This window comes from Pseudomonas sp. PNPG3 (assembly GCF_023093815.1).
Lineage (GTDB): Bacteria > Pseudomonadota > Gammaproteobacteria > Pseudomonadales > Pseudomonadaceae > Aquipseudomonas > Aquipseudomonas asiatica.
The window spans coordinates 52,682-77,139 of record NZ_JALLKV010000026.1 but is presented as its reverse complement, the minus strand read 5'-3'; the positions used below and the strand labels follow the sequence as shown (position 1 = coordinate 77,139).

The 24,458-nt window shown below is 62.1% G+C and carries 26 protein-coding genes and 1 other RNA gene; 19 read left to right on the top strand and 8 right to left on the bottom strand.

Annotated features, from left to right (window positions below; all coding sequences use genetic code 11):
* Positions 1-114: 114 nt before the first annotated feature.
* Positions 115-549: a DUF1043 family protein gene (locus MJ643_RS17880; protein WP_003257164.1), complete on the bottom strand. Its 435-nt coding sequence runs from the start codon at positions 547-549 to the stop codon at positions 115-117.
* Positions 550-684: 135 nt separating this feature from the next.
* Here MJ643_RS17880 and MJ643_RS17875 point away from each other — a divergent pair, with 135 nt between their 5' ends.
* The 3 genes from MJ643_RS17875 (at position 685) to zapE (ending at position 3,954) form a co-directional block, all read left to right on the top strand.
* Entirely contained in the window at positions 685-1,320 is a 636-nt protein-coding gene (locus tag MJ643_RS17875; RefSeq protein ID WP_023662821.1) for an alpha/beta fold hydrolase, read from the top strand.
* A 25-nt stretch (positions 1,321-1,345) separates the two neighbouring features.
* Positions 1,346-2,695, top strand: a complete 1,350-nt coding sequence (locus MJ643_RS17870; protein ID WP_003257163.1) for a tryptophan--tRNA ligase — start codon at positions 1,346-1,348, stop codon at positions 2,693-2,695.
* A 164-nt stretch (positions 2,696-2,859) separates the two neighbouring features.
* Positions 2,860-3,954, top strand: a complete 1,095-nt coding sequence (gene zapE, locus MJ643_RS17865) for a cell division protein ZapE (protein WP_013974130.1) — start codon at positions 2,860-2,862, stop codon at positions 3,952-3,954.
* A 117-nt stretch (positions 3,955-4,071) separates the two neighbouring features.
* Here zapE and MJ643_RS17860 read toward each other — a convergent pair whose 3' ends face one another.
* Both MJ643_RS17860 and MJ643_RS17855 read right to left on the bottom strand, forming a co-directional pair.
* Positions 4,072-4,992 carry a GlxA family transcriptional regulator gene (locus MJ643_RS17860; RefSeq protein ID WP_169774643.1) on the bottom strand — a complete coding sequence of 307 codons (921 nt, stop codon included), beginning with the start codon at positions 4,990-4,992 and terminating at the stop codon, positions 4,072-4,074.
* 262 nt (positions 4,993-5,254) lie between these two features.
* Positions 5,255-6,295 carry an NADP(H)-dependent aldo-keto reductase gene (locus tag MJ643_RS17855; protein ID WP_023662822.1) on the bottom strand — a complete coding sequence of 347 codons (1,041 nt, stop codon included), beginning with the start codon at positions 6,293-6,295 and terminating at the stop codon, positions 5,255-5,257.
* A 257-nt stretch (positions 6,296-6,552) separates the two neighbouring features.
* Between MJ643_RS17855 and rplM the strand changes: the two genes are divergently transcribed.
* The 7 genes from rplM (at position 6,553) to MJ643_RS17820 (ending at position 11,418) form a co-directional block, all read left to right on the top strand.
* A complete protein-coding gene (gene rplM / locus MJ643_RS17850) occupies positions 6,553-6,981 on the top strand; it encodes a 50S ribosomal protein L13 (protein ID WP_003260798.1) in 429 nt (142 codons plus the stop codon).
* Positions 6,982-6,995: 14 nt separating this feature from the next.
* A complete protein-coding gene (gene rpsI / locus MJ643_RS17845; RefSeq protein WP_003260797.1) occupies positions 6,996-7,388 on the top strand; it encodes a 30S ribosomal protein S9 in 393 nt (130 codons plus the stop codon).
* Between the two features lie 263 nt (positions 7,389-7,651).
* On the top strand, positions 7,652-8,245 hold the full coding sequence (gene petA / locus MJ643_RS17840; protein WP_015271723.1) for a ubiquinol-cytochrome c reductase iron-sulfur subunit: 594 nt from the start codon (positions 7,652-7,654) through the stop codon (positions 8,243-8,245).
* A complete protein-coding gene (locus MJ643_RS17835) occupies positions 8,245-9,456 on the top strand; it encodes a cytochrome bc complex cytochrome b subunit (RefSeq protein ID WP_003260795.1) in 1,212 nt (403 codons plus the stop codon). The genes petA and MJ643_RS17835 overlap by 1 nt, the downstream gene beginning before the upstream one ends.
* A complete protein-coding gene (locus tag MJ643_RS17830) occupies positions 9,456-10,235 on the top strand; it encodes a cytochrome c1 (RefSeq protein WP_013974125.1) in 780 nt (259 codons plus the stop codon). The genes MJ643_RS17835 and MJ643_RS17830 overlap by 1 nt, the downstream gene beginning before the upstream one ends.
* Before the next feature lie 117 nt (positions 10,236-10,352).
* Complete coding sequence (locus MJ643_RS17825; RefSeq protein WP_023662824.1) at positions 10,353-10,976, top strand: glutathione S-transferase N-terminal domain-containing protein; 624 nt, start codon at positions 10,353-10,355, stop codon at positions 10,974-10,976.
* A gap of 10 nt (positions 10,977-10,986) precedes the next feature.
* Positions 10,987-11,418 (top strand): ClpXP protease specificity-enhancing factor, encoded by a 432-nt coding sequence (locus MJ643_RS17820; RefSeq protein ID WP_208209567.1) that lies wholly within the window; start codon positions 10,987-10,989, stop codon positions 11,416-11,418.
* 49 nt (positions 11,419-11,467) lie between these two features.
* On the opposite strand, the gene MJ643_RS17815 is transcribed toward MJ643_RS17820, so the two are convergent.
* From MJ643_RS17815 to MJ643_RS17795, 5 genes are all read right to left on the bottom strand, one after another.
* Positions 11,468-11,686 carry a YgdI/YgdR family lipoprotein gene (locus tag MJ643_RS17815; protein WP_013974122.1) on the bottom strand — a complete coding sequence of 73 codons (219 nt, stop codon included), beginning with the start codon at positions 11,684-11,686 and terminating at the stop codon, positions 11,468-11,470.
* Between the two features lie 164 nt (positions 11,687-11,850).
* A complete protein-coding gene (locus MJ643_RS17810; protein WP_023662826.1) occupies positions 11,851-12,429 on the bottom strand; it encodes a BON domain-containing protein in 579 nt (192 codons plus the stop codon).
* Complete coding sequence (locus MJ643_RS17805) at positions 12,426-13,019, bottom strand: phosphoheptose isomerase (RefSeq protein WP_012274070.1); 594 nt, start codon at positions 13,017-13,019, stop codon at positions 12,426-12,428. Before MJ643_RS17805 ends, MJ643_RS17810 begins: the two co-directional genes overlap by 4 nt.
* Positions 13,020-13,105: 86 nt before the next feature.
* A complete protein-coding gene (locus MJ643_RS17800) occupies positions 13,106-13,477 on the bottom strand; it encodes a YraN family protein (RefSeq protein WP_013974121.1) in 372 nt (123 codons plus the stop codon).
* A complete protein-coding gene (locus MJ643_RS17795) occupies positions 13,477-15,294 on the bottom strand; it encodes a penicillin-binding protein activator (RefSeq protein WP_013974120.1) in 1,818 nt (605 codons plus the stop codon). The genes MJ643_RS17800 and MJ643_RS17795 overlap by 1 nt, the downstream gene beginning before the upstream one ends.
* A 186-nt stretch (positions 15,295-15,480) precedes the next feature.
* Between MJ643_RS17795 and rsmI the strand changes: the two genes are divergently transcribed.
* From rsmI to mraY, 9 genes are all read left to right on the top strand, one after another.
* Positions 15,481-16,356, top strand: a complete 876-nt coding sequence (gene rsmI / locus MJ643_RS17790) for a 16S rRNA (cytidine(1402)-2'-O)-methyltransferase (RefSeq protein WP_024087707.1) — start codon at positions 15,481-15,483, stop codon at positions 16,354-16,356.
* Between the two features lie 67 nt (positions 16,357-16,423).
* An RNA gene (rnpB, locus tag MJ643_RS17785) (RNase P RNA component class A) lies at positions 16,424-16,783 on the top strand.
* Positions 16,784-17,091: 308 nt separating this feature from the next.
* Entirely contained in the window at positions 17,092-17,547 is a 456-nt protein-coding gene (mraZ, locus tag MJ643_RS17780) for a division/cell wall cluster transcriptional repressor MraZ (protein ID WP_004575120.1), read from the top strand.
* Positions 17,548-17,549: 2 nt separating this feature from the next.
* A complete protein-coding gene (rsmH, locus tag MJ643_RS17775) occupies positions 17,550-18,491 on the top strand; it encodes a 16S rRNA (cytosine(1402)-N(4))-methyltransferase RsmH (RefSeq protein ID WP_169774642.1) in 942 nt (313 codons plus the stop codon).
* The gene (gene ftsL / locus MJ643_RS17770; RefSeq protein WP_003260787.1) at positions 18,488-18,781 is read left to right on the top strand and encodes a cell division protein FtsL; all 294 of its coding nucleotides are present in this window, start codon (positions 18,488-18,490) and stop codon (positions 18,779-18,781) included. Before rsmH ends, ftsL begins: the two co-directional genes overlap by 4 nt.
* Complete coding sequence (locus MJ643_RS17765) at positions 18,781-20,523, top strand: penicillin-binding protein 2 (protein ID WP_162150115.1); 1,743 nt, start codon at positions 18,781-18,783, stop codon at positions 20,521-20,523. Before ftsL ends, MJ643_RS17765 begins: the two co-directional genes overlap by 1 nt.
* Positions 20,523-22,010, top strand: coding sequence for a UDP-N-acetylmuramoyl-L-alanyl-D-glutamate--2,6-diaminopimelate ligase (locus MJ643_RS17760; protein WP_024087705.1), 1,488 nt, complete (start codon positions 20,523-20,525; stop codon positions 22,008-22,010). The genes MJ643_RS17765 and MJ643_RS17760 overlap by 1 nt, the downstream gene beginning before the upstream one ends.
* Entirely contained in the window at positions 22,003-23,370 is a 1,368-nt protein-coding gene (gene murF, locus MJ643_RS17755) for a UDP-N-acetylmuramoyl-tripeptide--D-alanyl-D-alanine ligase (RefSeq protein WP_023661970.1), read from the top strand. The genes MJ643_RS17760 and murF overlap by 8 nt, the downstream gene beginning before the upstream one ends.
* Positions 23,370-24,452: a phospho-N-acetylmuramoyl-pentapeptide-transferase gene (mraY, locus tag MJ643_RS17750; RefSeq protein WP_023661969.1), complete on the top strand. Its 1,083-nt coding sequence runs from the start codon at positions 23,370-23,372 to the stop codon at positions 24,450-24,452. The genes murF and mraY overlap by 1 nt, the downstream gene beginning before the upstream one ends.
* Positions 24,453-24,458 lie beyond the last annotated feature (6 nt).

The following is a 24,458-nucleotide window of genomic DNA, read 5'->3' as shown; positions in this document are numbered from 1 at the left end:
TTAGTCCCACCACCCCTTCAAGTCTAACCATACAAGCGGGTTCACCCGCGAAGAGCCCAGTGAATCCAGCCCATGAAAAAGGCCTCTTGCGAGGCCTTTGTCATTTTCTGCAGATCAGCGCTTGAGCCCGTAGCTCTCGTCGAGCATGCCCGGCGAGTTCGGTGCTTTCGGCGCGTAGTCGCGTGGCACTTCGGCGTCCTTCGGCGGGGTCAAACGGTCGCGTGGGCCTTGCGCTGCCTCGGAGTGCAGGGCTGCCAGCAAGCGTTGGCGAGTGACGTCGTCCAGGGCCAGGCTGTTGGCGCCTTCGGCCAGGTGGTCCTGCACGTCCTGATAGCTTTGGGTCAGTTTCTTGACCAGCACGGCAGTGCTGTTGAAATGAGTAACCACTTCGTTCTGATAGCTGTCGAAGCGCTTCTGGATATCATCCAGTTGACGCTGGGTGCTGCTCGGCGCGGCATTGGGCAGCAGGCGAGCGACGACGAACCCAACCACCACACCGATGACCAGGGCCAGGGTCGGCAACAACCAAACAAGGAGCGAGAGTTCCACGAGTCCTTCCTCTATAAACGGCTTTGCTTTACGTTAACGGCTCAGACCTGCGCTGTATACCGCGAGCGATCGCAAATCAGAACAGAATTCCTCATCTAGACGAATCGACCCCTCCCGAGGTCACGGAGTAGTGCCTTGCTTGTCCGCGAAACCCCCTTGTTCATCGATGGCCCCAGCGGCCAGCTGGAAGCCTTGTACCTGGACGTGGCCAATGCACGTGGCGCGGTGCTGATCTGCCACCCCAACCCGGTCCAGGGCGGCACCATGCTCAACAAGGTGGTCTCGACCTTGCAACGCACCGCCCGTGACGCCGGCTACGTGACCTTGCGGTTCAACTACCGTGGCGTCGGGCAGAGCGCAGGTACCCATGACATGGGCGCTGGCGAGGTGGCCGATGCCGAAGCCGCTGCGGCCTGGCTGCGCGAAAAGCATCTGGGCCTGCCGCTGGTGCTGATGGGCTTCTCGTTCGGTGGTTTTGTCGCCACCAGCCTGGCCGGCCGCCTGGAGGCCACTGGAGTAGAGCTGCAGCAGCTGTTCATGATCGCCCCGGCGGTCATGCGCCTGACGGCGGATTTCCCGCTGCCGCAGCGCTGCCCGATCACCGTGGTGCAGCCGGACGCCGACGAAGTCGTCGCGCCGCAGCTGGTTTACGAATGGTCCGACAGCCTGTCGCGCCCCCATGAGCTGCTGAAAGTGGCAGAATGCGGACACTTCTTCCATGGCAAGCTGACCGATCTGAAGGATCTGCTGCTGCCGCGCCTTTCGAACTGAGCCAAGCCTGAATAAGCGAACACCCATGACCACGCGCATTCTCACCGGTATCACCACCACCGGCACTCCGCACCTGGGCAACTACGCCGGCGCCATCCGCCCGGCGATCCGTGCCAGCCAGCAGCCCGGTGTCGACTCGTTCTACTTCCTGGCCGACTACCACGCCCTGATCAAGTGCGACGACCCGCTGCGCATCCAGCGTTCGCGTCTGGAAATTGCCGCCACCTGGCTGGCCGGCGGTCTCGATCCGGACAAGGTGACCTTCTACCGCCAGTCCGATATCCCGGAAATCCCCGAGCTGACCTGGCTGCTGACCTGCGTCAGCGCCAAGGGCCTGCTCAACCGTGCACACGCCTACAAGGCCTCGGTGGACAAGAACCTGGAAAATGGCGAGGACCCGGATGCCGGCGTGACCATGGGCCTGTACAGCTACCCGGTGCTGATGGCTGCGGACATCCTGATGTTCAACGCCAACAAGGTGCCGGTCGGTCGTGACCAGATCCAGCACGTGGAAATGGCCCGCGACATCGGTCAGCGCTTCAACCACCTGTTCGGCCAGGGCAAGGACTTCTTCGCCCTGCCGGAAGCGGTGATCGAGGAGAGCGTGGCGACCCTGCCGGGCCTGGACGGGCGCAAGATGTCCAAGAGCTACGACAACACCATCCCGCTATTCACCAGCGCCAAGGAGATGAAAGACGCCATCTCGCGCATCGTCACCGACTCGCGTGCGCCTGGCGAGGCGAAAGACCCGGACAACGCTCACCTGTTCACCCTGTTCCAGGCCTTCTCGACGCCGGCGCAGTGCGCCGAGTTCCGTGAAGAGCTGCTGCAGGGCCTGGGCTGGGGCGAGGCCAAGCAGCGGCTGTTCCAGCTGCTGGACGGCCAGCTGGCCGAGAAGCGCGAGTACTACCACCAGCTGATCGCCCGCCCGGCGGACTTGGAAGACATCCTGCTGGCCGGCGCTGCCAAGGCTCGCAAGATCGCCACGCCATTCCTCGAGCAGCTGCGCGAGGCTGTTGGCCTGCGTTCGTTCCGTAGCAGCGTGCAGGCCAGCACCGAAGTGAAGAAGAAGGCCGCCAAGAGTGCGCGTTTCGTCAGCTTCCGCGATGAAGACGGCAGCTTCCGCTTCCGCCTGCTTGCCGCTGATGGCGAGCAACTGCTGCTGTCGCGCAGCTTCGCCGACGGCAAGAGCGCCGGCGCCGTGAGCAAGCAGCTGCAGCAAGGTGGCGAGGCGGATGTACGCGTCGAAGGCCTGGGTTTCGGTCTGTGGCTGAACGGTGAACAGGTTGCCGAGGGGCCGCAGTTCGACAGCGCCGAAGCCCGTGATTCGGCCATCGAAAGCCTGCGTGCAGCGCTTGCGCCACAACCGGACTGAGGCATTTCGCCTGTAGGAGCGGTTTTGCCCGCGAACACCGGCAAAGCCGGTGCCATCCAGCACTTAGTTGGTCTGGATGAGGCATATTGACGCAAGTCTGATTGCCATTAAGCGGGCCTGTCGCTACAGTGACGGCCCGTTTTTTGTTGCCTCGCTAACGAATCATGACGCCCCTAGAACGATATCAAGCAGATCTGAAACGTCCCGACTTCTTCCATGACGCGGCGCAGGAAACTGCGGTGCGTCACCTGCAGCGCCTGTACGATGACCTGGTACACGCGCAGAACAACAAGCCGGGTGTGTTCGGCAAGCTGTTCGGCAAGAAGGAGCAGACCCCGGTCAAGGGCCTGTACTTCTGGGGTGGGGTAGGGCGCGGCAAGACCTACCTGGTCGATACCTTCTTCGAGGCGCTGCCGTTCAAGCAGAAGATGCGCACGCACTTCCACCGCTTCATGAAGCGTGTGCACGAGGAGATGAAAACCCTCAAGGGCGAGAAGAACCCGCTGACCATCATTGCCAAGCGCTTCAGCGAAGAAGCCAAGGTCATCTGTTTCGACGAATTCTTCGTGTCGGACATTACCGACGCGATGATTCTCGGCACCCTGATGGAAGAGTTGTTCAAGAACGGCGTATCGCTGGTGGCTACCTCCAACATCGTGCCGGACGGCCTGTACAAGGACGGCCTGCAGCGCGCGCGTTTCCTGCCGGCCATCGCCATGATCAAGCAGTACACCGAGGTGGTGAACGTCGACAGCGGGGTCGACTACCGCCTGCGTCACCTGGAGCAGGCCGAGCTTTACCATTACCCGCTCGATGAAGCGGCTCACCAGAGCCTGCGCGCAAGCTTCAAGGCACTGACCCCCGAGTGCACCCAGGCGGTCCAGAACGACGTGCTGATGATCGAGAATCGCCCGATCAATGCCCTGCTTACCTGTGACGACGTGGCCTGGTTCGACTTCCGCGCCCTGTGCGACGGCCCCCGCAGCCAGAACGACTACATCGAACTGGGCAAGATCTTCCATGCCGTGCTGTTGAGCAACGTGGAGCAGATGGGTGTCACCACCGACGACATCGCCCGCCGCTTCATCAACATGGTGGACGAGTTCTACGACCGCAACGTCAAACTGATCATCTCGGCCGAGGTGGAGCTGAAGGACCTGTATACCGGTGGGCGCTTGGCCTTCGAGTTCCAGCGTACCCTGAGTCGCTTGCTGGAGATGCAGTCGCACGAGTTTCTGGCGCGGGCGCACAAGCCTTGAAATTACCGGGGCCGCTTTGCGGCCCTTTCGCGACACAAGGCCGCTCCTACAGGATTACGCGATTCCCTGTAGGAGCGGCCTTGTGTCGCGATGGGCTGCAGAGCAGCCCCATTGGCCTCAAGCCTCTTGCATGAACTGTTGCCGATACTGGTTCGGCGACAACTCGGTATGCTGGCGGAACAGCCGCGCAAAGAAACTGGCATCGTCATAGCCCACCTCATAACTGATGGTCTTGATGCTCTTGCGCGTGCTCGACAACAAGCCCTTGGCCGTCTCGATCCTCAACCGTTGCAGGTAGTGCAGCGGCTTGTCACCCGTAGCGCTCTGGAAACGCCGCATGAAATTGCGAATGCTCATGCCGTGGTTGCGAGCCACGTCCTCGAAGCGGAACTTGTCGGCGAAGTGTTCTTCCAGCCAGTGCTGTATCTGCAGGATGATCAGGTCCTGGTGCAGCTTCTGCCCGCCAAAGCCCATGCGTCCCGGGGTGTAGTTGCGCTGCACTTCGTAGAGGATGTCGCGGGACACGGCGCGGGCCACGTTGGCGCCGCAGAAGCGTTCGATCAGATAGATGTACAGGTCGCAGGCTGAAGTGGTCCCGCCGGCGCAATAGAGGTTGTCTGCATCTGTCAGATGCTTGTCCTGGTTCAGTCGGATCTTCGGGAAGCGTTCGGCAAAGCTGTTGAAGAAGCGCCAGTAGGTGGTCGCTTCCTTGCCATCGAGCAGGCCGGACTCGGCCAGCCAGAATACGCCACTGGCCTCGGCGCACAGCACCGAGCCGCGGGCATGCTGTTCACGCAGCCAAGGCAGTACCTGTGGATAACGTTGCAGCAGGTTGTCGAAGTCATCCCAGAAGGCCGGGAGGATGATCACGTCGGCGTCGTCTAGGCCGCCTTCGACCGGCAACTGCACATTGCTGAAGCTGTCCACGGGCTGGCCGTCTGGGCTCACCAGGCGAATCTCGAACATGGGCTGCAGGCCCAGGCCCAGTTGCTTGCTGTAGCGCAAGCTGGCGAGGTGGAAGAAATCCTTGGCCTGCATCAAGGTCGAAGCGAACACCTTGTCAATGGCCAGGATGCTGACGCGCCGCAGCGACGCGGAGGGTTGGGTAAACATCATTGTCATTGTTCTTATAGGGTAGAGTGGTCAATCACCGGCTGGATCGTCTTATTTTTTGGCGATTGTGTCTAGCCTGCTACACCGCGCTGGTTTCTTCGCGGGCTTGCCCGCTCCCACAGGTAACCCGCAGGCCTGAGGGGCAGGGAGCGGGCGAGCCCGCGAAGAAACCAGCACAGGGTCCGGCTCAAGGCGCCGGGTTCGGTTGCTCCTGGTGAATCGCCTCGATCGCCGCCAGCAGTTCATCACTCAGGCTCAGCTCGAGGCTGGCAAGGTTGCTGTCCAACTGCTCGAGGCTGGTCGCGCCAATGATGTTGCTGGTCACGAACGGCTGCCGGGTGACAAATGCCAGGGCCATCTGCGCCGGGTCCAGGCCGTGCTCGCGGGCCAGCTGCACATAGCGGCTGCAGGCCGCCACGGTCTGTGGGTTGGAATAGCGGGCAAAGCGGCTGAACAGGGTCAGGCGTGCGTTTTCCGGGCGTGCGCCGTTCTCGTATTTGCCGGAGAGCATGCCGAACGCCAGCGGCGAATAGGCCAGCAGGCCGCACTGCTCGCGGATGGCCACTTCCGCCAGGCCCACCTCGAAGCTGCGGTTGAGCAGGTTGTAAGGGTTCTGGATCGATACTGCTCGCGGCCAGCCGCGGCTTTCAGCCAGTTGCAGGAACTTCATGGTGCCCCACGGCGTTTCGTTGGACAGGCCGACGTGGCGGATCTTGCCTGCGCGCACCTGCTCGTCGAGTACTTCAAGGGTTTCTTCCAGCGGGGTGAAGTGGTCCTGTGGCAAATGCTGGTAGCCCAGCTTGCCAAAGAAGTTGGTGCTGCGCTCGGGCCAGTGCAGCTGGTACAGGTCGATGCGGTCGGTCTGCAGGCGCTTGAGACTCTCGTCCAGCGCGGCGACGATGTGCTGGCGGTTGTGCTTGAGCTGGCCGTCGCGGATGTGGCTGATGCCGTTGCCGGGGCCGGCGACCTTGCTGGCCAGCACCCAGTCATCGCGATCGCCATTGGCGCGGAACCAGTTGCCGATGATGCGCTCGGTGGCGGCGTAGGTTTCGGGGCGGGGCGGCACCGGGTACATCTCGGCGGTGTCGATGAAGTTGACCCCGGCGGCCTTGGCCCGGGCAATCTGCTCGAAGGCCTCGGCCTGAACGTTCTGCTCGCCCCAGGTCATGGTTCCAAGGCACAGGGCACTGACATTGAGGTCGGTACGGCCGAGCTGGCGGTATTCCATCGGATAGACACTCCTTGGCAAAGAAGCCCATCAAAGCAGGTTGAAATTTTTCGCGCAATCTGGATAATTCGGCACCTCTCCGTGTGGCGGAAGTGATGCACCACCACGCAGGAAGAACCCCGTCGAACATTGGCGTGCCTGACCCGAGCCCCCAAAAGCGTCAGCGTTCGGCTGCGCGCTTGCCCTTGGCAAGCTGTGCACTATCCAGTAAGATTCGCCGTCTATTTTTCGCTGGGCGGCCTCTGAGGCTTTAGAGAATGAAAACTTTTACTGCTAAACCGGAAACAGTAAAGCGCGAGTGGTTCGTAGTCGACGCCGCTGGCCAGACCCTGGGTCGTCTGGCTACCGAAATCGCTAGCCGTCTGCGTGGCAAACACAAGCCAGAATACACCCCTCACGTTGACACCGGCGACTACATCGTCGTTATCAACGCCGAGCAGGTTCGTGTGACTGGTGCCAAGTCTTCCGACAAGATGTACTACTCCCACTCCGGTTTCCCGGGCGGTATCAAGGAAATCAACTTCGAGAAGTTGATCGCCAAGGCCCCTGAGCGTGTTATCGAAACTGCGGTCAAAGGCATGCTGCCGAAGAACCCGCTGGGTCGCGACATGTACCGCAAGCTGAAAGTGTACGCGGGTGCTGCTCACCCACACACTGCTCAGCAGCCTCAAGAACTGAAGATCTAACGGGATAGTTCATTATGTCGGCGACTCAAAACTACGGCACTGGCCGTCGCAAGACCGCAACCGCTCGCGTATTCCTGCGTCCGGGTACTGGTAACATTTCCATCAACAACCGTTCTCTGGACGTGTTCTTCGGTCGCGAAACCGCTCGCATGGTTGTTCGTCAGCCGCTCGAGCTGACCGAAACCGTTGAGAAGTTCGACATCTACGTCACCGTTTCCGGTGGTGGTGTCAGCGGTCAAGCCGGTGCGATCCGTCACGGTATCACCCGCGCTCTGATGGAATACGACGAAACCCTGCGTGGCGCTCTGCGTCGTGCTGGCTACGTCACCCGCGACGCTCGTGAAGTCGAGCGTAAGAAAGTGGGTCTGCGTAAAGCGCGTAAGCGTCCTCAGTACTCCAAGCGTTAATACCGCTTCGGCAGTCGAAAAAAGCCCGGTTCTTTGGAACCGGGCTTTTTTTATGTCTTGAACTAACCTGTCAGCATGTCCGTGACGACTTGCCGCATAGACGCAGATCAAGCAAAGCGAGGGTTGTAGCCCGTTCCCCGGGTAATCACCTTGTCAGTGTGTGGATTTGTTTCTTACCATGGCGGCCAATTTTTAGTGCCACAGACATTACCTAAGTACAGGCCAGGTCCAACTGGTCAAGCAAGCTGATGGGAGAGGACTGAATGAGCAATGACGGCGTCAACGCAGGCCGGCGCCGCTTCCTCGTAGCCGCGACATCCGTAGTCGGGGCGGCGGGGGCAGTGGGGGCTGCGGTACCGTTCGTGGGGTCATGGTTTCCCAGTGCCAAGGCGAAAGCCGCGGGTGCACCGGTGAAGGTCAATATCGCCAAGGTCGAGGCCGGGCAGCAGATGGTGGCCGAGTGGCGCGGTCAGCCAGTGTTCATCGTGCGGCGAACGGACGAGATCCTCGGTAACCTGAAAAAGGTCGTAGGTGATCTGGCTGACCCCGAGTCCAAGGCCTCGGTGCAGCCCACCTACGTCGATCCGCAGGTTCGTTCGATCAAGCCGGAAATCCTCATCCTTGTTGGCCTGTGCACACACCTGGGCTGCTCGCCCACCTTCCGCCCGGAAGTCGCACCCGCCGACCTTGGCCCGAAATGGGTCGGTGGCTATTTCTGCCCGTGCCACGGTTCCCACTACGACCTGGCCGGCCGTGTCTACAAGTCGCAGCCGGCGCCACTCAACCTGCCCGTGCCACCGCACTCTTACGAGTCGGACGAGATCGTCGTCATCGGCGTTGACCAGGAGAACGCATGATGAGCAAGTTCATGGACTGGATTGATGCTCGCTTCCCCGCGACCAAGATGTGGGAAGACCACCTGAGCAAGTATTACGCACCCAAGAACTTCAACTTCCTGTACTTCTTCGGCTCGCTGGCGTTGCTGGTGCTGGTCAACCAGATCGTCACCGGTGTGTGGCTGACCATGAGCTTCACGCCCTCGGCAGAAGAGGCGTTCGCCTCGGTCGAGTACATCATGCGGGATGTGGAATACGGCTGGATCCTGCGCTACCTGCACTCCACCGGTGCATCGGCGTTCTTCATCGTCGTCTACCTGCACATGTTCCGCGGCCTGCTCTACGGTTCCTACCAGAAGCCGCGTGAACTGGTGTGGCTGTTCGGCATGCTGATCTACCTGGCGCTGATGGCCGAAGCCTTCATGGGCTACCTGCTGCCGTGGGGCCAGATGTCGTACTGGGGTGCCCAGGTGATCATCTCGCTGTTCGGTGCCATTCCGGTGATCGGTGGCGACCTCACCCAATGGATCCGTGGTGACTACCTGATCTCGGGTATCACTCTGAACCGCTTCTTCGCCCTGCACGTGGTTGCCTTGCCGATCGTGATTCTCGGCCTGGTGGTCCTGCACATCCTCGCCCTTCATGAAGTGGGTTCGAACAACCCCGATGGCGTCGACATCAAGAAGAAAAAGGACGAAAACGGTATCCCGCTGGACGGTATCCCGTTCCACCCGTACTACACCGTCAAGGATATTGTCGGCGTGGTGGTGTTCCTGTTCGTGTTCTGCGCCGTGGTGTTCTTCTTCCCGGAAATGGGCGGTTACTTTCTGGAGAAACCTAACTTCGAGCAGGCGAACGCCTTCAAGACCCCCGAGCACATTGCGCCTGTGTGGTACTTCACGCCGTTCTACGCGATCCTGCGTGCGGTGCCTGACAAGCTGATGGGCGTCATTGCCATGGGTGCGGCCATTGCCGTGTTGTTCGTCTTGCCCTGGCTCGACCGCAGCCCGGTCCGCTCCATGCGCTACAAGGGCTGGATCAGCAAGCTCTTCCTGCTGGTGTTCTGTGTGGCCTTCGTCATCCTCGGCATACTGGGCGTGCTGGCGCCGACACCTGGGCGTACCTTGCTGTCGCAGGTGTGCACGGTGTTGTACTTCGCCTACTTCCTGCTGATGCCGTTCTACACAAGGCTCGAGAAGACCAAACCGGTTCCGGAAAGGGTGACTGGCTGATGAAAAAGTTGATTGCAGTATTTTTGCTGGCAGTGATGCCTGCCTTTTCCTTCGCTGCCGAAACGGGCCTGGAGCTGGACAAGGTCGACATCGACCTGAGCGACAAGGCCGCCATGCAGGACGGTGCGCGTACCTTTGCCAACTATTGCATGGGTTGCCACAGTGCGAAGTTCCAGCGTTACGAGCGGGTTGCTGATGACCTGGGCATCCCCCACGAGCTGATGCTCGAGAAGCTGGTGTTCACCGGTGCCAAGATCGGTGACCACATGCAGATCGGCATGAAGCCCAGTGACGCCAAGACCTGGTTCGGCGCTGCACCGCCCGACCTGACCCTGGTGGCCCGAGTGCGTGGTACCGACTGGTTGTACACCTACCTGCGCAGCTTCTATGAGGACCCGTCGCGGCCTTATGGGGTGAACAACAAGGTGTTCCCGAACGTCGGCATGCCTAACGTGCTGGTCGGCTTGCAGGGTAACCAGGTGGTTGGCTGCAAGCAGGTGCAGACCGTAACCGATGGCAAGAAGCAATTCGACCCACTGACTGGTAGCCCGCTGACCCATGAAGCCTGCGACCAGCTGACCATTACGCCGAATTCCGGTACCCTGACGACCGAGCAGTTCGACGAGAAGGTCAAGAACCTGGTGACCTTCCTGGCCTATTCGGCCAACCCGGTCAAACTGGAAAGCCAGCGCATCGGTACCTACGTGTTGCTGTACCTGGCTTTCTTCTTCGTATTCGCCTATTTGCTCAAGCGTGAATACTGGAAGGACGTGCACTGATCACGCAGTAGTTTCTGGTTGTTGAACGCGCCCGTGGTGGCCTGGCAGATCTGCCAGGTCCCCACGGGCGCGTTTTCATTTACAGTTTTACAAGCATCCCGTGCGAGGAGGCGCTACATGGGCGTAACCAACAGGTTAGCCTGCTATTCCGACCCCGCTGATCACTATTCTCATCGGGTACGCCTCGTGCTCGCCGAGAAGGGTATCAGCGTGCAGGTCATCGATGTCGACCCCAGTCGCCTGCCGCCCAAGCTGGCCGAGGTGAACCCTTACGGCAGCGTGCCGACCCTGGTCGACCGTGACCTGGCGCTGTATGAATCGACCGTGGTGATGGAATACCTCGAGGAGCGTTATCCACATCCGCCGCTGATGCCGGTGTACCCGGTTGCGCGGGGGAACAGTCGCTTGCTGATGCACCGCATCCAGCGCGACTGGTGCTCCCTGGCCGATACCGTGCTCGATCCGCGCAGCAGCGAGGCTGACCGAGCCGAAGCGCGCAAGGCGTTGCGTGAGAGCCTGACCGGGGTCTCGCCGTTGTTCGGCGAGTTCGCCTGCTTCATGAGTGAGGAGCAAAGCCTGGTCGATTGTTGTCTACTGCCCATACTCTGGCGTCTGCCGGTGTTGGGCATCGAGTTGCCGCGGCAAGCCAAGCCGCTGCTGGAATACATGGAGCGGCAGTTTGCCCGCGAGCCTTTCCAGGCGAGCCTGTCCTCCGTAGAACGTGAAATGCGCAAGCTTTAAGGAGCCGTTGATGAACTCCAGTCGCCCCTATCTGGTTCGAGCACTGTACGAGTGGATCGTCGACAACGATTGCACGCCCCATATGCTGGTCAATGCCGAATTCCCGAAGGTCCAGGTGCCGGACGGTTTCGCCAGTGATGGCCAGATCGTGTTGAACATCTCGCCAAGTGCCGTGCGCAGCCTGCACATGGACAACGAGGCGGTCAGCTTCGAGGGCCGCTTCGGTGGCGTGGCCCACTCGCTGTACGTGCCGGTTGGCGCCATCCTGGGTATTTACGCCCGCGAGAATGGCCAAGGTATGGTCTTCGAGCTGGAGTCGCCCATGATGGATGACGATGAGCAGGAAGATGATGATGTGCAGCCGGATGACGATGGCCCGCCAGAGGGTGGTGGCCAGCCGCCACGCCCGACTGGTCGACCAAGTCTGAAAGTGGTCAAGTAATAAAAAAGGCGATCCAACCGGGTCGCCTTTTCTTTACTGCCAGCCCTGCTTACAGGTCGCTGATGGTGCGTACCTGGTTCTTGTTGATGCGGGTACGCTTGCCATCGAGTTGCTGGAACTCGTAGAAGCCGGCGTCACGGTCGAACTTCGGTACGTCGACGGCCTGGAATTCACGGCCATCGTTGAGGGTGATCAGGCTTGGTGTAGAGCAGCCGGCCAGGGTGGCGAAAGTGCCGAACAGCAGGGCAGGCAGCAGAAGCTTTTTCATGCGGTGTTTCCTGGTTTTTCTGAAGCGTGGGGCAGTGTTGTTGCTTGTGCTGGCCTTTTCGCGGGTAAACCCGCTCCCACAGGAATACAACAAGCCTCGAAAGCTGTGAGATTCGTGTGGGAGCGGGTTTACCCGCGAAGAGGCCGGTGCAGGTAATCAGTGAATCAGTCGATGTACTCGAACAGCTTGACGATCTTCTGCACGCCCGAAACGCCCTGTACCACGGCAGTGGCCGAGTTGGCCTCCTGTTGGGTCACCAGGCCAAGCAGGTAAACGATGCCGTTCTCGGTAATTACCTTGATGCGCGAGCTGGGCACGGCATTGTCGGTCAGCATCTGGGTCTTGATCTTGGTGGTCAGCCAGGCGTCGTTGTTGCGCGCCAGGATGGAGGAGGGCTGCATCACCTGCAGCTCGTTGTGCACTTTCTTGACGCGCTGTACCTGGCTGGCAGTCTGCTCGGCGAGGCTCTTGAGGTCGGCGCGCGGTGTTTGGCCGGCCAGCAGGACGATGCCGTTGTAGCTGCTGACAACGATGTGCGAACCTTTGTCCAGGTCAGGGCTGGCCTTGGCGATGTTGACCGAGGCCTTGGTTTCGATCAGCGAGTCGTCGATCTTGCTGCCGATGGTGCGCGTTCCGCGATCGTCCTCGATTGGCGAATTGCGGGTAGAGGTCAGCACCGAGCTGCAACCAGTGACGCTCAGGCATAGGGTCAGGGCCATAAGGCCGAGGCGCGTAGGGGTCATTCTTCACTCCCGAACAGTTGGCTGTCGATCAGATCACACAGGCAGTGGATCGCCAGCAGGTGGACTTCCTGGATACGCGCGGTAACCGTCGAAGGCACGCGGATTTCCACGTCTTCGGGCAGCAGCAGCGAAGCCATGCCGCCGCCATCGCGACCAGTCAATGCTACGACAATCATTTCGCGGTCATGTGCGGCCTGGATCGCCTGAATCACGTTGGCCGAATTGCCGCTGGTGGAGATCGCCAGCAGAACGTCACCGGGCTGGCCCAGCGCGCGGATCTGCTTGGAAAAGACTTCGTTGTAGCTGTAGTCGTTGGCGATCGAGGTCAGGGTCGAGCTGTCGGTGGTCAGCGCGATGGCCGGCAGGCTCGGGCGTTCGCGCTCGAAGCGATTGAGCAGCTCGGAGGAAAAGTGCTGGGCATCGCCGGCCGAGCCGCCGTTGCCACAGGCGAGCATCTTGCCCTCGTTGAGCAGCGCGTTGACCATGACCAGGCTGGCCTGCTCGATGTGCGGTGCCAGGATGTCCATTGCCTGTTGCTTGGTATCGATGCTGGCCTGGAATAGCCGGCGAATTCGGGATTGCATGTCCATCTGGTGACCTTAAGTGGGGCGGTGGCCTTTGCTACGCGCAACAACGACCAGCCCGCGAAACATAGAGCAAAAAAATCGGAATGGGTTCAGCATTCGAAGGCGTTTTTCAGCCATTGAAGCGGTCTGCCTGCATGGTGGCTGCCCTGCAGGGCGACTACGTCGAAGCGGCAGGGGTGGTTGCCCCAGTGGGGCTCCTTCTGCAGGAACAGGCTGGCGGCGAGCACCAACCGTTTCTGCTTGCGCCCGTCGATACTGCCGAGGGCGCCACCGAAGCCCGCGTGCAACCGGTAGCGGACTTCGACGAATACTACTGTATCGGCGTCGAGCATGACCAGATCAAGCTCACCGCCTTTGCATCGCCAGTTGCGCGCCAGCAGTTGCAGGCCTTGCCCTTGAAGGTACTCAAGGGCCTGGGTTTCCGCTGCCTGCCCGGCGCTGGTGGGCGACGCTGCTGCCATCAGCGGGCGGTATCAGGCAGGCGCTGGACCTGGCCGCGGACGAACTCGGCCCAAGGCAGCTGGCGCTCGACACGCTGGTTGGCGTTCATGCTCAGGCTGCCTGAAAGGCCCAGTACGCGGTTGTCCGGCAGTGCTTTCAGCTGGCCCAGGCGCGGCGCGAGGCTGTAGGCGTCGACGCCCATGGCATACAGGCGGCCAAGGCTGCCGGCCGCTTGCGGCCACTGCTGCACGACCTGCTGGCGCAGGCTGTTGCTGGTGTCCAGCAGCCACGGGGTTTCGCAGAAGCGGATACCGTTCATGTCGTTGTACTGGTTGACGTCACCACTGGCGCTGTACAGGTTCGAGGTGGCGTAGACCGGTACGTCACCGGCGTACTGGAAGTTCAGGGTCGGCTTGATCTGCTGGGCCTGTTGCGGGGTCGAGGCGAGGAAGATGAAGTCGATGTCCTGGCGGCGCGACGGCTGCGCGGCGATGCTGCCACCTACCGTGCTCTGCAGGCTCTTGGCGCGGCCTTCGCTCTGGCGCAGCTGGAACAGGTCGGCAATCTGCTGGGCCAGTGCGACGGGCTGGGCAATGCGCTCGGCGGCGAGCAGAGTGCCACCGTTGCCTTCCCAGTCCTGGCGGAAGGCGGCAAGCACGCGATCGCCCCATTCGCCGCTCGGTACCAGGGCAACTGCGCGGACCATGCCATCGGCGCGGGCGCGGCGGGCTACTTCACGGGCTTCGTCTTCGGCAGCCAGGCCGAACTGGAACAGCTGCGGTGGAGCCTTCTGGCCGGCGTCGGCGTAGTTCAGGGCCAGGGTGGTGATCGGCAGTTGTTGCTTGGCAGCCAGTTGCTTGACCAGCGGTTTTTCCAGCGGGCCGATGACCAGCTGTACGCCTGCGGCCTGGGCCTGGCGATAGAAGTCGTCGAGCGAGCCAATGCGAGAGCTGTCGAATACCTGCACGGCTGGCGCCTGCTGGCCGGCTTGTTGGGCCTGGAAGTGTGCAGCCATGAAGCCGTCACGCAGGGCGCGGGCAACACCAGCAAGCGGGCCTTCCTGAGGCAGCAGCAGTGCAATCTTGGTCAGCGGTTGGCTGGCCAGCTCCTTGAGCTTGGTCAGAGCCTGCGGCAGTTGCTGGGCGGCCGGGTGGTCCGGGTGCTGCTTGACCCAGGCGTCGATCGCCGCTTGCTGCTGCTCCAGGGTGCCGGCGCTTTTTACCGCGAAGGCCAGGCTGGTCCAGCCGGCAAGGGTCTGGTCGTTGCCTGGCTGCTGCAGTTGCTCTGCCGGCAGCGAGGCGACCAGTGCCCAGATGGCGTCATTGTTGGCGCTGGCGGCCTGACCGCTGAGCAGCGGGCCCAGCAGCACGCGCTGTTGCGCGGCGGCGAGGGCCTGGCCATCGGCTTCGAGGGCGGCCGCGTGCACGCTGTAGGTGCGCGCTTGCTGTTCTTCCGGCAGTTCGGCGACGCGCTGCAGGCTGGGGTGGGCCAGGGCGGCCAGGGCAGCCTTGGGCTGGTTGCGGCTCATGGCCAGCTCGGCACCGAGGGTGCTGGCGAACACTTGCTGGGCCGGCTTGAGCGTGTCCAGCGGCACCTGCTCGAGGATGCGTGCGGCGCGTGGGAAGTCCTTCTGCCTGTAGGCCAGGTCGGCTGCGCTCAGGCGCAGCAGCGCGGCGTCTTCCGCGGACTTGCTGGAAGCAGCCTTTTCGAGCAGTTGCTCGATGCTGGCGTCCGGGGTGCGTGGCAGTTCGCCCAGGCTGGATGAGGGCGAGCTGGCGCAGGCTGCCAGCAAGGCAGCAAGGCAGAGGGCTGTGAACAGCCGCAGGCAAGCGATCATGTAAAGGTCCTGTTACTCGATCAAGGTGGCCGGCAATTGTACCCAAGCGCTGGCCGGGGCGCGATGTTGCCGTGTCGATCCTTCACTATAGGAGGCCTGCCATCGGTCGTCGGCGAAGTTCTTTGCGCCCTGTTGCAGGCGCTCGGGCTACAATGGCGCCTTTGATCCGAACGACAGGTGTGCGCAGTGACTGATGTGGCAGGGGCTTCGAAATCCACGGTGGGGACGCTGTATGTGGTCGCAACCCCTATCGGCAACCTCGACGACATGAGTGCCCGGGCGCTGAAGGTGCTGGCGGACGTGGCCCTGATCGCGGCGGAAGATACCCGTCATTCGATCCGTCTGCTGCAGCACTTCGGCATCGACACGCCGCTGGCGGCATGCCATGAGCACAACGAGCGTGACGAGGGCGGGCGTTTTCTCACCAAGCTGCTGGCGGGCGAGAACGTTGCGTTGGTTTCCGATGCCGGCACGCCGCTGATTTCCGATCCGGGTTACCACCTGGTGCGCCAGGCGCGTGCTGCGGGGGTAAATGTGGTGCCGGTGCCGGGCGCCTGCGCTCTGATCGCCGCGCTGTCGGCAGCCGGCCTGCCGTCGGACCGCTTCATCTTCGAAGGCTTCCTGCCGGCCAAGGCGGCGGGACGGCGGGCGCGCCTGGAGCAGGTAAAGGAAGAGCCGCGCACGCTGATCTTCTACGAGGCCCCGCACCGTATCCTGGAATGCCTTGAAGACATGGAGGCGGTATTCGGTGGCGAGCGCCCGGCGCTATTGGCGCGTGAACTGACCAAGACCTTCGAGACCCTCAAGGGCCTGCCCCTGGCCGAGCTTCGCGCGTTCGTTGCTGGTGACAGCAACCAGCAGCGCGGTGAGTGCGTGGTACTGGTCGGTGGCTGGAGTGCGCCGGAGGGCGAACAGGCGGTCAGTGCCGAGGCGCAACGGGTGCTCGACCTGCTGCTGGCCGAGCTGCCACTCAAGCGGGCGGCGGCGCTGGCTGCGGAAATTACCGGGGTGCGCAAGAACCTGCTGTATCAACTTGCACTGGAAAAGCAGAAAGCCGAATAGTGGCATATTGATATAAATGCCGGTATTGCTTGTTCTTGGGCGCGCGTGCCGTTAATCTTGGCGGCGGAGAGTCGATCGGACAGTCGCTGCCTGCTTTTGTTCCGCAACAGCAGGGGGAGGAAAGTCCGGGCTCCATAGGGCAGAGTGCCAGGTAACGCCTGGGAGGCGCGAGCCTACGGAAAGTGCCACAGAAAATAACCGCCTAAGCACTTCGGTGCCGGTAAGGGTGAAAAGGTGCGGTAAGAGCGCACCGCACGGCTGGCAACAGTTCGTGGCTAGGTAAACCCCACTCGGAGCAAGACCAAATAGGGTTCCATCAGGCGTGGCCCGCGTCGGAACCGGGTAGGTTGCTAGAGGCGTCCAGTGATGGCCGTCGTAGAGGAATGACTGTCCTCGACAAAACCCGGCTTACAGATCGACTCTCCACCTTTCCCTCCCTGCTTTATTCGATAGCAGATGTCCTCTGGTAATACCGAAAAAATCTTACTCTTAATAATTCACTTTAACTTCGAACTCCATTCGCCTGCGTGGGTTTGATTTTTCTCGTGTTTTTTTCTGCTCGGTAGTCCTTCCGCATTCCTTTATTGCGCTAAATCTCGGTCCTGTAAGGCTTTTCCTTCCGAACGTGCCTTGACGGTGCTGCGGGCGGATTCCTATAGTGTGCGCAAGTGGCAGAAAGTGGGATGAAGTGGGTTTTCTGACACAAAAAAGCTAACATTGTGGGGAATCGCAGCCGTGTTCCGCGGAGCCAACGCCGTCAGCCTCGATGCCAAGGGCCGTCTCGCCATGCCGAGCCGGTACCGTGACGAGCTCGATTCGCGTTGCAATGGTCAGCTGATCGTGACCATCGACGCCGTTGACCCCTGCTTGTGTGTTTATCCCCTCGATGAGTGGGAGCAGATAGAAGCCAAGTTGCGTGCCTTGCCATCGTTGCGTGAGGAAAACCGCCGCCTTCAGCGTTTGCTGATCGGTAACGCGGTTGACCTGGAGCTCGATGGCAGTGGGCGTTTCCTGGTGCCGCCCCGTCTGCGTGAGTACGCCAAGCTCGACAAGAAGGCGATGCTGGTGGGGCAACTGAACAAATTCCAGCTGTGGGATGAAGATGCCTGGAACGCGGTTTCGGCAGCAGACCTTGCAGCTATTCAACAACCGGGCGCCATGCCCGACGAATTGCGTGACCTGATCCTGTGACCATAGATAGCGGCTTCAACCACATTACCGTCCTGCTCGACGAAGCTGTCGAGGCATTGGCCCTGCGCGCCGACGGTTGCTATCTGGACGGCACCTTTGGCCGTGGCGGGCACAGCCGGCTGATTCTCAGCAAGCTCGGGCCGCAAGGGCGGCTGCTGGGTTTCGACAAAGATCCACAGGCGATTGCCACGGGGCAAGCGCTGGCGGCCGAAGACGGCCGCTTTGTCATTGTGCAGCGCAGCTTTGCCGAGCTGGGGGCGGAAGTGGCCGAGCGTGGCCTGGATGGCAAGGTCAGCGGCGTATTGCTGGACCTGGGCGTTTCCTCGCCGCAGCTGGATGACCCCGAGCGGGGCTTCAGCTTCCTCAATGATGGCCCGCTCGACATGCGCATGAACCCGGACCAGGGCATCAGCGCCGCCGAGTTCATCGCCACTGCACCTGAAGAAGAAATAGCCCGTGTGTTCAAGGAGTACGGCGAAGAGCGTTTCGCCAAGCGCATGGCTCGCGCCGTGGTGCAGCGCCGCGAACAGCAACCGTTCACCCGCACCGGCGACCTCGCCGAGGTGCTGAAGGTGGCCAACCCGGCCTGGGAGAAGGGCAAGAACCCGGCGACCCGCGCCTTCCAGGGCCTGCGCATTCACGTCAACAACGAACTGGGTGATCTCGAGGCAGGCCTGGAGGCCGCGATCGATGCGCTGGAAGTGGGCGGCCGCCTGGCAGTGATCAGCTTCCATTCGCTGGAAGACCGCATCGTCAAGCTGTTCATGCGCAAGCTGGCCAAGGGCGAGGCTGACAACCTGCCGCGCAACCTGCCGGTACAGCACAAGGTCTTCGAGCCGAAAATCAAGCTCATCGGCAAGGCTCAGTTCGCTTCCGACGCCGAGCTCAAGGCCAACCCGCGGGCGCGCAGCGCCGTTATGCGGGTGGCGGAGAAGCTGCGGTGAGCAGGCTGTTTGCCAAACCTTTGCCAGGCGGAAGCTTCCTGATGCTTCTGCTGTTCGTTGCCGTGCTGGTTTCGGCCATCGCCGTGTCCTACAGCGCGCACTGGAACCGTCAGTTGCTCAACACGCTGTACGGCGAATTGAACGAACGTGACAAGGCCCAGGCCGAATGGGGCCGGCTGATTCTCGAACAAAGCACCTGGACCGCCGCCAGTCGCATCGAGAACCTGGCTTCCGAGCAACTGAAGATGCGCGTACCTTCGGCTGACGAAGTGCGGATGGTGGCGCCATGATGAAGCTCGAAGGCGCACTCTACCCCTGGCGCTTCCGCGTGGTGATCGGCTTGCTGGCGCTGATGGTCGGTGCCATCTGCTGGCGCATCATCGACCTGCAGGTAGTCGACCGTGACTTCCTCAAGGGGCAGGGCGATGCGCGCAGCCTGCGTCACATCCCTATCCCGGCTCACCGCGGCCTGATCACCGACCGTAACGGTGAACCGTTGGCGGTCAGTACCCCGGTCACCACCCTGTGGGCCAACCCCAAGGAAATGCAGGCCTCCAAGGACCGCTGGCCGCAGCTGGCAGCAGCACTGGGGCAGAACCCGCAGCAGCTGACCGAGCGCCTGACCCAGCAGGCCAGCAAAGAGTTCATCTACCTGGTCCGCGGCCTGACCCCGGAGCAGGGCCAGCATGTGCTCGACCTGAAAGTGCCGGGCGTGTATGGCCTGGAAGAATTCCGCCGCTTCTACCCGGCCGGTGATGTCACCGCGCACATGGTCGGCTTCACCGACCTCGACGACCACGGTCGCGAAGGGGTGGAGCTGGCCTATGACGAATGGCTGGCTGGCGTACCCGGCAAGCGGCAGGTGATCAAGGACCGGCGCGGCCGGCTGATCAAGGACATCCAGGTAACCAAGAACGCCAAGGCCGGGAAGACCTTGGCGTTGTCGATAGACCTGCGCCTGCAGTACCTGGCCACCCGCGAGCTGCGCAACGCCATTGCCGAACAGGACGCCAAGGCCGGCAGCCTGGTGATCATGGACGTCAAGACCGGTGAGGTCCTGGCCATGGTCAACCAGCCGACCTACAACCCCAACAACCGCCGCAGCATGTTCCCGGCCGCCATGCGTAACCGCGCGATCATCGACGTGTTCGAGCCGGGCTCCACGGTCAAGCCGATCTCCATGAGCGCGGCGCTGCAAAGTGGTCGCTGGAAGCCGACCGACAAGGTCGAGGTGTACCCGGGCAGCCTGCAAATTGGTCGCTACACCATCAAGGACGTGTCCAAGAGCGAAGGCCCGATCCTCGACCTGACCGGTATCCTGATCAACTCCAGTAACGTCGGCATGAGCAAGATCGCCTTCGACATCGGCGGCGAGGCCATCTACCGGGTCATGTCCCAGGTCGGCCTGGGCCAGTACACCGGCCTTGGCTTCCCCGGCGAGCGCGTCGGCAACCTGCCCAACCATCGCGAGTGGCGCAAGGCCGAGACTGCGACCCTGTCTTATGGCTATGGCGTGTCGGTGACCGCTCTGCAGCTGGTGCATGCATACGCGGCGCTGGCCAACGACGGCAAGATGGTGCCGCTGTCGATCCTCAAGGTCGACAAGGCCCCGGAAGCGGTGCAGGCCATTCCGAAGGAAACCGCCGAAACCATTCAGGGCATGCTGCAACAGGTGATCGAAGCACCGCGCGGCGTGTTCCGCGCCCAGGTGCCGTTCTACCACGTGGCCGGCAAGTCCGGTACCGCGCGTAAAGCCACCGTGGGCTCCAAGGGCTACACCGAAAACGCCTACCGCTCGCTGTTCGCCGGCTTCGGGCCGATGAGCGACCCGCGCTACGCCATCGTCGTGGTGATCGATGAGCCTGGCAAGGGCGGTTACTTCGGTGGCTTGGTTTCGGCACCGGTATTCAGCAAGGTCATGTCCGGCACACTGCGCCTGATGAACGTTCCGCCAGACAACCTGCCGCCACCGGCACCCGTCGAACAATCGCAAGTCAATGCAGCTGCAACCGCCAAGGGAGGGCGTGGATGATGACAATGCCATTGAGCAAGCTTTTCGCTCACGCCAGCCGTGACCCGTTGATCCGTGAACTGACGCTGGACAGCCGCAATGTGCGCCCGGGTGATCTGTTCCTGGCTGTTCCGGGTGCCAAGGTCGATGGCCGCGAGCATATCGCCGATGCCCTGGCGCGTGGCGCTGCCGCCGTAGCCTATGAAGAGCAGGGCGCGAGCGTCCTGCCAATCACCGATGTGCCGCTCATCCCGGTCAAGGGCCTGATCGCCCAGCTTTCGGATATCGCAGGTCGCTTCTATGGCGAACCAAGCCGCCAGCTGAATCTGGTGGGCGTTACCGGTACCAACGGCAAGACCAGCGTCACCCAGCTGGTGGCTCAGGCGCTGGATTTGCTTGGCCAGCGTTGTGGCCTGATCGGCACCTTGGGTACCGGCTTCTATGGTGAGCTGCAGAGTGGCCGCCTGACCACGCCCGACCCGATCGCCGTACAGTCGACCCTCAATGACCTCAAGAAAGGTGGCGCCAAAGCCGTGGCCATGGAGGTTTCCTCCCACGCACTGGAGCAGGGCCGGGTCGCCGCTCTGGAATTCGACATTGCGGTCATGACCAACCTGTCCCGCGACCACCTGGACTACCACGGCAGCATGGAGGCCTATGAGGCCGCCAAGGCCAAGCTGTTCGCCTGGCCGAGCCTGCGTTGCCAGGTGGTCAACCTGGATGACGATTTCGGCCGTCGCCTGGCCGCCGATTTTGCCCGCCGCCCGAGTGTCGACCATATCGAAACCCGGTTGCTCAGCTACAGCCTGGAGAACCCGGAGGCCTCGCTGTACTGCCGTGAAGCCGTGTTCAATGACGATGGCGTGTGCGCCACCCTGGTCACCGCCCAGGGCGAACGTACCCTGCGCAGCCAGTTGCTGGGCCGCTTCAACCTGAGCAACATGCTCGCCGCCGTGGCGACTCTGTTGGCGCTGGACTATGCGCTGGACGAAATCCTCGAGGTCACCCGGAAACTGCAGGGGCCTATCGGCCGTATGCAGCGCCTGGGTGGGGGCGACAAGCCGTTGGTGGTGGTCGACTATGCGCACACCCCGGACGCCCTGGAGAAAGTGCTCGAAGCCCTGCGCCCGCATGCGCACGGCAAGCTGCTGTGCCTCTTCGGCTGCGGCGGCGACCGAGACCGCGGCAAGCGCCCGCTGATGGCTGAAGTGGCCGAGCGCCTGGCCGACCGCGTGCTGGTAACAGACGACAACCCGCGTACTGAAGACCCGCTGCGCATCTTTGACGACATCCGCCCGGGTTTCACCAAGCCTGTCGAAGTCGAGTTCGTTGCCGGTCGTGGCGAAGCCATCGCGCACCTGATCGCCACCGCCGCTGCCGACGATGTGATCGTGCTGGCCGGCAAGGGGCACGAGGATTACCAGGAGATCAATGGCGAGCGCCATGATTTCTCCGATTTGACCGAGGCCGAAAAGGCACTTGCAGCCTGGGAGGCTCCACATGCTTAAGCCGATGTCACTCAGCCAGCTGACCACAGCACTGAGTGGTCAACAAATCGGTGCTGACGCCACCTTCACCGGCGTCAGCATCGACAGCCGCAGTGTTGGCGCCGGGCAATTGTTCGTCGCCCTGGCTGGCCCGCGCTTCGATGGCCACGACTACCTGGCCGATGTGAAGGCCAAGGGCGCTGTCGCTGCCCTGGTCGAGCGTGAAGTGGCCGATGTCGACCTGCCGCAGCTGCTGGTCGCCGATTGCCGCCTGGCCCTCGGCCAGCTTGGCGCGCTGAACCGTGCTGCCTTCGACAAGCCGGTGGTGGCCATCACCGGTTCCAGCGGCAAGACCACGGTCAAGGAGATGCTCGCCAGCATCCTGCGCACCCGTGGCCTGGTGCACGCCACCCGCGGCAACCTGAACAACGACCTCGGCGCGCCGCTGACCCTGCTGGAGATCGCCCCCGAGCACAGCGCCGCGGTGATCGAGCTGGGCGCCTCGCGCATTGGCGAGATCCGCTACACCGTCGGCCTGACCCGGCCCCAGGTGGTCATCATCAACAACGCCGGCACCGCCCACGTTGGCGAGTTCGGCGGCCCGGAAAAGATCGTCGAAGCCAAGGGCGAGATTCTCGAAGGCCTGGGCGAGGGCGGTATCGCCATCCTCAACCTGGACGACAAGGCCTTTGATATATGGAAGGCACGTGCCGGCGCGCACAAGGTCTTCAGCTTTGCCCGCAACAATCCAAAGGCCGATTTCCATGCCTCTGACATCGGCCGCGATGCCCGTGGTTGCCCGTCGTTCAAGCTGCATGGCGCTGGCGACACGGTAGACGTGCAACTCAATGTGCTCGGTGAGCACAACGTCAGCAATGCCCTGGCCGCCGCTGCCGCTGCCCATGCCGTTGGTCTGAGCCTGAGCGGCATCGCCGCAGGCCTGGCTGCCGTGCAACCGGTCAAGGGCCGTACCGTGGCGCAGATTGCGCCGAACGGCGTGCGGGTGATCGACGACAGTTACAACGCAAATCCCACCTCCATGTGCGCGGCCATTGATATACTCGCCGGCTTTTCCGGGCGCACCGTCTTGGTGCTTGGGGATATCGGCGAACTGGGGCAATGGGCGGAAGAAGGCCACCGTCAGGTGGGTGACTACGCGCGTGGCAAGGTCGACGCCCTGTACGCAGTGGGTTCCAACATGACACACGCGGTCAAGGCGTTCGGAGCCAATGGCCGCCATTTCGCTACTCAAGCTGAGCTGATCGACGCGGTTGGCGCCGAGAATGCCAGCGACACCACTATCTTGATCAAGGGCTCGCGCAGCGCTGCGATGGAAAACGTCGTGGCGGCATTGTGCGGTGCCAGCGGGGAGAAACATTAATGCTGCTGCTGTTGGCCGAGTATCTGCAACAGTTCCACAAAGGCTTCGCGGTCTTCCAGTACCTGTCCCTGCGCGGGATTCTGGGTGTGCTGACCGCGTTGTCCCTGGCGCTGTGGCTGGGGCCGTGGATGATCCGTACCCTGCAAATCCGCCAGATCGGCCAGGCCGTGCGTAACGACGGCCCGCAATCGCACTTGTCCAAGTCCGGCACCCCGACCATGGGTGGGGCGCTGATCCTGTCCGCCATCGCCGTCAGCACGCTGCTGTGGGCCGACCTGACCAACCGCTACGTGTGGGTGGTGCTGATCGTTACCCTGGCATTCGGTGCCATCGGCTGGGTCGACGACTACCGCAAGGTGATCGAAAAGAACTCGCGTGGCCTGCCAAGCCGCTGGAAGTACTTCTGGCAGTCGGTGTTCGGCCTGGCTGCAGCCATCTTCCTTTACAAGACCGCGCCGACCAGCGTCGAAACCACGCTGATCCTGCCGTTCATCAAGGATGTCACCATTCCGCTGGGCATCGGCTTCGTCGTGCTGACCTACTTCGTCATTGTCGGTTCGAGCAACGCGGTCAACCTCACTGACGGCCTCGACGGCCTGGCGATCATGCCGACGGTGATGGTCGGCGGCGCTCTGGGCATCTTCTGCTACCTGTCGGGCAACGTTAAGTTCGCCGAATACCTGCTGATCCCCTATGTGCCGGGCTCGGGCGAGCTGATCGTGTTCTGCGGCGCGCTGATCGGTGCCGGCCTGGGCTTCCTGTGGTTCAACACCTACCCAGCGCAGGTATTCATGGGTGACGTCGGTGCGCTGGCGCTGGGCGCTGCGCTGGGCACCATCGCCGTGATCGTCCGCCAGGAAATCGTGCTGTTCATCATGGGCGGCGTGTTCGTCATGGAAACCCTGTCGGTGGTGATCCAGGTTGCCTCCTTCAAGCTGACCGGCAAGCGCGTGTTCCGCATGGCGCCGATCCACCACCACTTTGAACTCAAGGGCTGGCCAGAGCCACGGGTGATCGTCCGCTTCTGGATCATCACCGTGATCCTGGTGCTGATCGGCCTTGCAACCCTGAAACTGAGGTAGATGAGC

Bases quoted from the DNA above. Each gene is read 5' to 3' on its own strand.
- MJ643_RS17870 (WP_003257163.1), top strand. From the start codon at position 1,346: ATGACCACGCGCATTCTCACCGGTATCACCACCACCGGCACTCCGCAC.
- zapE (WP_013974130.1), top strand. From the start codon at position 2,860: ATGACGCCCCTAGAACGATATCAAGCAGATCTGAAACGTCCCGACTTC.
- MJ643_RS17860 (WP_169774643.1), bottom strand. From the start codon at position 4,992: ATGCAGGCCAAGGATTTCTTCCACCTCGCCAGCTTGCGCTACAGCAAG.
- MJ643_RS17855 (WP_023662822.1), bottom strand. From the start codon at position 6,295: ATGGAATACCGCCAGCTCGGCCGTACCGACCTCAATGTCAGTGCCCTG.
- rplM (WP_003260798.1), top strand. From the start codon at position 6,553: ATGAAAACTTTTACTGCTAAACCGGAAACAGTAAAGCGCGAGTGGTTC.
- rpsI (WP_003260797.1), top strand. From the start codon at position 6,996: ATGTCGGCGACTCAAAACTACGGCACTGGCCGTCGCAAGACCGCAACC.
- petA (WP_015271723.1), top strand. From the start codon at position 7,652: ATGAGCAATGACGGCGTCAACGCAGGCCGGCGCCGCTTCCTCGTAGCC.
- MJ643_RS17835 (WP_003260795.1), top strand. From the start codon at position 8,245: ATGAGCAAGTTCATGGACTGGATTGATGCTCGCTTCCCCGCGACCAAG.
- MJ643_RS17830 (WP_013974125.1), top strand. From the start codon at position 9,456: ATGAAAAAGTTGATTGCAGTATTTTTGCTGGCAGTGATGCCTGCCTTT.
- MJ643_RS17825 (WP_023662824.1), top strand. From the start codon at position 10,353: ATGGGCGTAACCAACAGGTTAGCCTGCTATTCCGACCCCGCTGATCAC.
- MJ643_RS17820 (WP_208209567.1), top strand. From the start codon at position 10,987: ATGAACTCCAGTCGCCCCTATCTGGTTCGAGCACTGTACGAGTGGATC.
- MJ643_RS17815 (WP_013974122.1), bottom strand. From the start codon at position 11,686: ATGAAAAAGCTTCTGCTGCCTGCCCTGCTGTTCGGCACTTTCGCCACC.
- MJ643_RS17810 (WP_023662826.1), bottom strand. From the start codon at position 12,429: ATGACCCCTACGCGCCTCGGCCTTATGGCCCTGACCCTATGCCTGAGC.
- MJ643_RS17805 (WP_012274070.1), bottom strand. From the start codon at position 13,019: ATGGACATGCAATCCCGAATTCGCCGGCTATTCCAGGCCAGCATCGAT.
- MJ643_RS17800 (WP_013974121.1), bottom strand. From the start codon at position 13,477: ATGGCAGCAGCGTCGCCCACCAGCGCCGGGCAGGCAGCGGAAACCCAG.
- MJ643_RS17795 (WP_013974120.1), bottom strand. From the start codon at position 15,294: ATGATCGCTTGCCTGCGGCTGTTCACAGCCCTCTGCCTTGCTGCCTTG.
- MJ643_RS17765 (WP_162150115.1), top strand. From the start codon at position 18,781: ATGAAGCTCGAAGGCGCACTCTACCCCTGGCGCTTCCGCGTGGTGATC.
- MJ643_RS17760 (WP_024087705.1), top strand. From the start codon at position 20,523: ATGACAATGCCATTGAGCAAGCTTTTCGCTCACGCCAGCCGTGACCCG.
- murF (WP_023661970.1), top strand. From the start codon at position 22,003: ATGCTTAAGCCGATGTCACTCAGCCAGCTGACCACAGCACTGAGTGGT.
- mraY (WP_023661969.1), top strand. From the start codon at position 23,370: ATGCTGCTGCTGTTGGCCGAGTATCTGCAACAGTTCCACAAAGGCTTC.